The organism is Shigella sp. SIG3 (genome assembly GCF_053555855.1).
Genome location: NZ_JBQZXE010000031.1, coordinates 25,938 through 33,275 on the forward strand (window position 1 = coordinate 25,938; position 7,338 = coordinate 33,275).

General features: G+C 45.4%; 1 protein-coding gene, 1 tRNA gene and 6 pseudogenes. 5 read left to right on the plus strand and 3 right to left on the minus strand.

Annotated elements, in window-relative coordinates; translation table 11 throughout:
- Nucleotides 1-3: 3 nt before the first annotated feature.
- A pseudogene (locus ACUU1I_RS08340) lies at nucleotides 4-1,387 on the minus strand (glycoside-pentoside-hexuronide family transporter).
- A 292-nt stretch (nucleotides 1,388-1,679) separates the two neighbouring features.
- Between ACUU1I_RS08340 and ACUU1I_RS08345 the strand changes: the two are divergent.
- The 3 genes and pseudogenes from ACUU1I_RS08345 to ACUU1I_RS08355 all read left to right on the plus strand — a co-directional run bounded on the left by ACUU1I_RS08345 (nucleotide 1,680) and on the right by ACUU1I_RS08355 (nucleotide 4,713).
- Nucleotides 1,680-1,774: transfer RNA gene (locus ACUU1I_RS08345), tRNA-Sec, on the plus strand.
- Between the two features lie 271 nt (nucleotides 1,775-2,045).
- Nucleotides 2,046-3,258 (plus strand): annotated as a pseudogene (locus tag ACUU1I_RS08350) (tyrosine-type recombinase/integrase).
- A 411-nt stretch (nucleotides 3,259-3,669) separates the two neighbouring features.
- A complete protein-coding gene (locus tag ACUU1I_RS08355; RefSeq protein ID WP_000999839.1) occupies nucleotides 3,670-4,713 on the plus strand; it encodes a tetratricopeptide repeat protein in 1,044 nt (347 codons plus the stop codon).
- A 143-nt stretch (nucleotides 4,714-4,856) separates the two neighbouring features.
- Here the strand turns inward: ACUU1I_RS08355 and ACUU1I_RS08360 are convergent.
- Nucleotides 4,857-5,027, minus strand: a pseudogene (locus tag ACUU1I_RS08360) (phosphoethanolamine transferase); the annotation flags it as partial.
- Between the two features lie 200 nt (nucleotides 5,028-5,227).
- Between ACUU1I_RS08360 and ACUU1I_RS08365 the strand changes: the two are divergent.
- Nucleotides 5,228-5,656 (plus strand): annotated as a pseudogene (locus ACUU1I_RS08365) (DNA helicase); the annotation flags it as partial.
- 29 nt (nucleotides 5,657-5,685) lie between these two features.
- On the opposite strand, the pseudogene ACUU1I_RS08370 reads toward ACUU1I_RS08365, so the two are convergent.
- Nucleotides 5,686-6,837: pseudogene (locus ACUU1I_RS08370) on the minus strand (IS3-like element ISEc16 family transposase).
- Nucleotides 6,838-6,922: 85 nt separating this feature from the next.
- Here ACUU1I_RS08370 and ACUU1I_RS08375 point away from each other — a divergent pair.
- Nucleotides 6,923-7,338: pseudogene (locus tag ACUU1I_RS08375) on the plus strand (MFS transporter); the annotation flags it as partial.

The window sequence follows — 7,338 nt, forward strand, 5'->3', positions numbered from 1 at the left end:
TCCTTAGTTCTGCACTTCTTGAGAGGTGAATTGTTGCTGGCAACGGCGTTTACCCTGAGCCAGCTGTTCCATAACGGTTTTCAGATTGTGCGTCGTGAGTGAGTAGTAGCGTTTAGCGATAATCGCGCTCAGCAAATAACAGATCGCCGGAACAATCGTGAATAGCGCAATAATGATGCTAATCGTGGCGCTGTTCTGCGCTTTTTCTGCCGCATCATATCCGCCATAAGCCAGCATCCAGCCGATAAGAGCGCCGCCGAAGGCCAACCCCAGTTTGAGCACAAACAGCGTGCCAGCAAAACTGATCCCGGTCAGGCGTTTACCATTGCACCACTCGCCGTAGTCGACGGTATCGAACATCATTACCCACTGGATAGGTGTCACCAGTTGATGCAACACACCAATCACGAAGATGAAGACAAACATAGTGATGCTGGCCTGCATGGGAACAAAGAACATCGCGAGGCTAATCACTGCCAGCAGGGCGTTCGTCCACCAGAAGATAGTGACTTTACATTTCCAGTCGGTCAGAGGTTTTGCCAGTGCGGAACCAATCAGGTTACCCACGCAATAAGTGGTGAGAAAAGCGACAAACACTTCCGGCGTGCCCAAAATCCATGTGACGTAATACATCATCGCCCCACCGCGTACGCACACCGCCAGGATATTGAAAATGGTTAGTAAACCGACAATCCGCCACTGGTCGTTTTGCCAGATATCACGTAAATCTTCCCGCATAGACGTTGTTGTAGGTGGTGCTTCAACGCGTTCTTTAGTGGTGAAGAAACAAAATGCCAGCATCATTAATGCCACCACGGAAAGGACCACGATACCGCCCTGGAAACCGAGTGGTTTATTATCACCGCCAATTAAATTAACCAGTGGCATCATCAGAACAGTAGAAAGCATGCCTCCCGCGGTCGCCAGCACAAAACGCCAGGATTGCAGCGAGATACGCTGAGTCGGGTCATTGGTGATTACACCACCCAATGCGCAGTAAGGGATATTGACGACGGTATAAAGTAAGGTAAGTTAGGGTGTAAGTAATTGCTGCATAGATCATTTTGCCGTTCATACTGAGATCTGGCGTGCTATAGGCCAGTACACAGACGATCCCGAATGGCAGTGCGCCAAACAGTACCCACGGACGAAATTTACCCCAGCGAGAGCGCGTTCGATCGGCCAACAACCCCATGCAAGGATCGGAAATCGCATCCAGTGCACGAGCGACCAAAAACATGGTTCCGACAAATCCGGCAGGAATGCCAAAAATATCGGTATAAAAGAACATCATATATAACATTACGTTATCGAAAATAATGTGGCTGGCGGCGTCTCCCATGCCATAACCAATTTTCTCTTTAACGGACAACACTTCACTCTTCATCTGCTTTTCCTTGATGCTATAGGGGTGCTGAGACCGATAACGCATTTTGTAAACCATCCCTGTGAGAGCGAATATTCCGATATCTGGTTATTAATTTATGATTCTTGTTTTATGTGATCGTGGTAGCGTTAATTCCGCTCATATATCATTGTAAAATATGGGTTTTATATAAATTATAATGCTTTCGTGATAATACGCTGCGTTTATTAGGCGGAAAAAACTGATCTGGGGGATGTAGAAACTCAAGGAAGTAGCTATAATGCGCCCCGCCTCCATGTAGCAATCGAGGCGCGGAAGATCGTCGTCTCCGGTGAGGCGGCTGGACTTCAAATCCAGTTGGGGCCGCCAGCGGTCCCGGGCAGGTTCGACTCCTGTGATCTTCCGCCAGTTTACCTCTTCTGAACTCTCCCAATGTCAATAAATCTCTTCTAATCCCTTGTATATCAGTATTTATTTGTATCCTGAGGTCAACCTACTTCACCCCGTATCAAGTTTCTTTTGGGGGTACTTTAGGGGGTGTTATTTCCTATTGAAATACAAGCACCCCCATAATAGGAAAAATGTGATACATAACAACGGCTTTTAACAATATCTTTGTTATACAAGGGGTGTATTGGGGGTATCAGGTTAGTTACTGGCAGAAATCCCCCTCAGGAACATGAATTCATCAAAAGCCGGAGGATGTCATGGCATTAACCGATATCAAAGTGAAAACCGCAAAACCCAAAGACAAACCCTATAAGCTTGCTGATGGCGGCGGTATGTATCTACTGATTAACACTAATGGTTCTAAATACTGGCGCATGAAGTACCGCTTTGCTGGTAAAGAAAAGATGCTTTCTATTGGCGTATACCCCGATGTAACGCTAGCCGATGCTCGCGAGAAACGCAGTGAAGCCAGGAAACTCCTCGCTGCTGGAGGCGATCCAGGGGAGGCAAAAAAGGAAGAAAAAATCGCGCAGCAAATGAGTCTGAAAAATACGTTCGAGGCTATTGCTCGCGAATGGCACCAGTTAAAAGCTGATCGGTGGTCATTACGCTATCGTGATGAAATCATTGATACCTTTGAAAAAGACATTTTTCCCTACATTGGCAAGCGCCCTATTGCCGAAATCAAACCAATGGAGTTACTGGAAGCACTGCGTAAAATGGAAAAACGTGGAGCTCTGGAGAAAATGCGCAAGGTCCGCCAGCGCTGTGGTGAGGTGTTCCGCTATGCAATTGTTACTGGCCGGGCAGACTATAACCCAGCCCCCGATCTTGCCAGTGCTTTAGCTACACCGAAAAAAGTACATTTTCCCTTTCTTACTGCTAATGAACTTCCCCACTTCCTCAACGATCTGGCGGGTTATACCGGAAGTATAATCACTAAGACAGCTACTCAGATCATTATGTTAACCGGCGTACGAACACAAGAACTGCGTTTTGCACGCTGGGAAGATATCGATTTTGAGACAAAATTGTGGGAGATCCCGGCAGAAGTAATGAAGATGAAGCGACCTCATATTGTGCCGCTCTCTGAGCAGGTCATTATGCTATTTAAGCAGCTTGAACCAATCTCAAAACATCATCCCCTAGTCTTTATCGGTAGAAATGATCCCCGCAAACCAATTAGTAAGGAAAGCATTAACCAAGTAATTGAATTACTTGGATATAAGGGAAGACTCACAGGGCACGGTTTCAGACACACCATGAGTACAATTCTGCATGAACAAGGCTTTAATTCCGCCTTGATTGAAATGCAGTTAGCTCATGTGGATAAAAATTCCATCAGGGGTACCTATAATCATGCCCTGTATCTCGATGGCCGCCGTGAAATGATGCAATGGTACGCTGATTACATTGATTCACTCTCCAGCCGGGAAAGTTAAGTCAGAAATACTTTTCCCTGATGTTTTCCTCAATTAAGTATTTTATCCTCTGGCCTACAAGGCTGGAGGATTTTTGTTATTATATTATTTTTTTGCGTCTTCAAACTTATTACAAAAACATAATTAAAAACAAATTGACATTTTTAAATTGGCAATTACAAAATACAGCCTTGCAGTTATTTCGATACCTTTAGCAAAGGAAAAGTTGATTCAGATATAATTTAGCATTTCAATCATCTGACATCATTATAAAAAATGAGATTCACATAAAGATAAAATTATTGTTCTCAAGGAAAGCATGAAGGGGCTTCGTAAGCAATATTCATTCGGTGCCAAGACAGGACTTGATACACAGAATCTCAACTTTTATGCTCTCAGACTATATCACCACATGTTTTACAGGCTCAGAAAATGAACGATAGATTATGCTTTGAAGTGCACGATAACAAGGGTTATTTCGTATTTCCGGATACCTGGTTTGGCCCATTGCTGGGGGAGTTTGAAGAAGTGCTTGATGCATACGACGCTGATGAAATCAGCGAGACGAGTTACATCAACAAACTCCGACGCCTTGCTCAACGGGAGCCGGACTTTATTGATATACACGCTCATCTGGCATATGCATTTCTGGAACAGAATGCCCCGCGTAAGGCACTGAACGCCGCTCTTAAAGGACTGGCGGCAGGTAATCGTATCATCCCGGAAAGTTTCTGTGGTGAAATAATCTGGATGCATCCCGAAAACCGGCCTTATCTGCGCGCGCTTTATGCAGCAATTCTCGCAAATGTGCACTTACAGCGCCATCAGGATGCGGTTATGCTCACTGATAAAATACTGGCATACAATCCTGAAGATAATCAGGGGGCTCGCTGGTTGTTGGGTTCAGAGCTGTTACGCACCGGCGATCATGAGCGAGCCTTCAGTGTACTGAAAGAGCATGCTGATGAATTTTCACCTTACTGGTATGAACTCGGTCTCCTGCATTTTCTGAACGGGGAACATGTTAAGGCCGCCACAGCTTTTCGCCATGGCTTTGCCACAAACACTTACATCGCAGAAATGCTGTGCGGAAATCTGCATCCATTTCCACTTGCTGTGTGGCATGACTTCTCCGGCTCTCTGGATACGGCAGAAGATTACTATGCAACATACTCACCATTATGGGGACAATATCCGGAAGCATTGCTGTTTGTAAACTGGCTCTATAACCATTCCTCCGTGCTGCATGAACGATCAGAAATCATTAAATGCGCCGAAATGCTGATTCAGGAAGATGATTTCGAAATATGCGAAAGTATTTTAAGACAGCAGGAGCACCTGTGGAAAAGAATTGACAAGACACTTTCTGAGGAAATTGTACAGAAATGCAGAAATATGAACGGTGAATATATCTGGCCCTGGATATTGCCCTTTTCCGCAGCAGGGATGAAACATTCAAGAATCCAGTATCAGTAGATATTGCATTAGTGTAACTTTAAAACAAGTAATAATTTATTATCCAATAATAACACTGTGTTCCTTCCCCAGGTGATTACCCTGGGGTTATTTTCTGAAAGTTTCCTTTGCAAAAGGATAGCGTTGTAAATTACTTTAACGAATTACTCCATGAACTCATTAAAGTTCTTTCGTAATACTTTATCGTCAAACACGTTATAGCTGGCATCAAAAACCACAGATTTACCCTGCCAGCGGGTAATCCCCTCCTCTGGCGTTTTCGGTTGAACTGGTATCCCCGTCCAACACAGGCAGCCATTATAAACAGTAAAAAATTGTATTCGCTGTTATGAAATCAATAGTCCTGACGTACTGTTGAATGTGCTTGTGTTCTGAACCTCGTACAACCAGTACATTTGATATCGAATTATAAACAAAACATTGCATCCAACTTTTTTAATATGGACAATAGTTGTCCATACGGTGGTTTTATATTCGATAAATCAATGGATTTCATTGAGTCACAGGACTGGTAATGGATGAAAATGCTTTAAGGTTTGCCTCATACTGGCGCAACTCGCTTGCAGATGCTGAGTCAGGAAAGGGCTGTTTTGAACGGAAAGACGCCCAAAATTTCACTCACTGGCATGGGATAGCGGCGGGACGTCTTGACGAAGCGATTGTCAATAAATTTTTTAAGGGAGAAAAAGACGATGTCGAAACTGTCAATGTCATCTTACGCCCAAAAGTTTATTTCCGGTTACTGCAGCATGGTAAGGACCGTTCCGCAGGCACGCCTGATATTGTTACACCGATAGTGACGCCAGCCTTGCTAAGCCGTGAGGGTTTTTTATATCCGACGCCAGCGACCTCCATTCCCAGAGACCTGCTTGAACCTTTGCCAAAAGGAGCATTTTCGATTGGTGAGATTGGGCAGTATGACAAATACAAGACGACCCATACTGATCCTACCCACGTAATGTGGACACGGCCCTAAGCGAGATTATGGTTTTCAAATTGTTCCGGGCTGAGACCGCCACAGGCACTGTGACGACGCCAGCGATTGTAATCACACTCGATATAATTAAACACCGTTGCCCGCATTATTTCCCGGCTGCTAAAGCGTTCCCCGTGGATACATTCCACCTTCAGCGAATGAAAGAAGCTTTCCACACAGGCATTGTCATAACAGTAGCCTTTCGCACTCATACTGCCACGCAGGTTGTGTCGCTTCAGCATTGCCTGATAATCCCCTGAACAGTATTGACCACCACGGTCCGTATGAACAATGACGCTTTCCGGGCGTCTTCTCCGCCACAACGCCATTTGCAGTGCATCACAGGCCAGTTGTGCTGTCATTCGCGGTGACATCGACCAGCCAATGACGGCGCGTGACCACAGGTCGATGACTACTGCGAGATACAACCAGCCCTCATCGGTACGCAAGTACGTGATGTCACCCGCCCACTTCTGGTTTCGGGCCACTGGCGCTGAAGTCCTGCTCCAGCAGATTCTCCAATACGGGCAGGCCATGTGCACGGTAGCTGACCGGGCTGAACTTCCGGCTGGCTTTCGCCCGCAGCCCCTGACGACGCAGGCTGGCGGCAATGGTTTTAATATTGAACTCCGGCAGTTCGTCAGCAAGGCGGGGAGCACCGTATCGCTGCTTTGCCTCAAAGAATGCCTTATGGACAGCGGCATCGCAGGTGAGCCGAAACTGTTGGCGCAGGCTCATCTGGTGACGACGCCTGAGCCAGACATACCAGCCGCTGCGGGCAACCCGAAGTACACGACACATCGCTTTGATGCTGAACTCTGCCCGATGATTTTCGATAAAGACATACTTCATTTCAGGCGCTTCGCGAAGTATGTCGCGGCCTTTTGGAGGATGGACAGTTCCTCAGCCTGCTCCGCCAGTTGTCGTTTAAGGCGGACATTTTCAGCGGCCAGTTCGCTTTCGCGCTCTGACGAACTCATTTGTTGCTGCTGTTTACTGCGCCAGGCATAAAGCTGAGATTCATACAGGCTGAGTTCACGGGCTGCGGCGGCCACACCGATGCGTTCAGCGAGTTTCAGGGCTTCGTTACGAAATTCAGGCGTATGTTGTTTACGGGGCTTCTTGCTGATTGATACTGGTTTTGTCATGAGTCACCTCTGGTTGAGAGTTTACTCACTTAGTCCTGTGTCCACTATTGGTGGGTAAGATCACCCTCCATTAAAACTAAAACGGGCGCTTTCTGATATATCATCTGTAAGCGCAGTAATACCATTAGTAGCACCTCTCGGCGGCGCATTGATTATTGAATATTATAACTGGAATGTTATATTTCTTGTTATGATGCTGTTCAGTATTATAATAATGTTATTATCACCAAAGATAACTCATGCAAATGAGAAAGTAATATGTCAAAACAGTGCATCCTTTGTGACCAAAGAGTTTATCTGCGGCACTATACTTGTCTCATTAATACTCAGTTCTCTATTTTGCTACATATCAATATCACCATCAATTTTCATGCATACTTATGGCCTGAGTACTTTTAGTTACTCAATTATTTTCTCCTTCTCAGTTTTATTTTTCATAATCGGAAATCAATTATCAAAGATTGAAAAATTATCCAACCTATGGTTTTTATTACCCAATAG

Coding starts and splice junctions, on each gene's coding strand:
- ACUU1I_RS08355 (WP_000999839.1), top strand. CDS start 3,670: ATGAACGATAGATTATGCTTTGAAGTGCACGATAACAAGGGTTATTTC.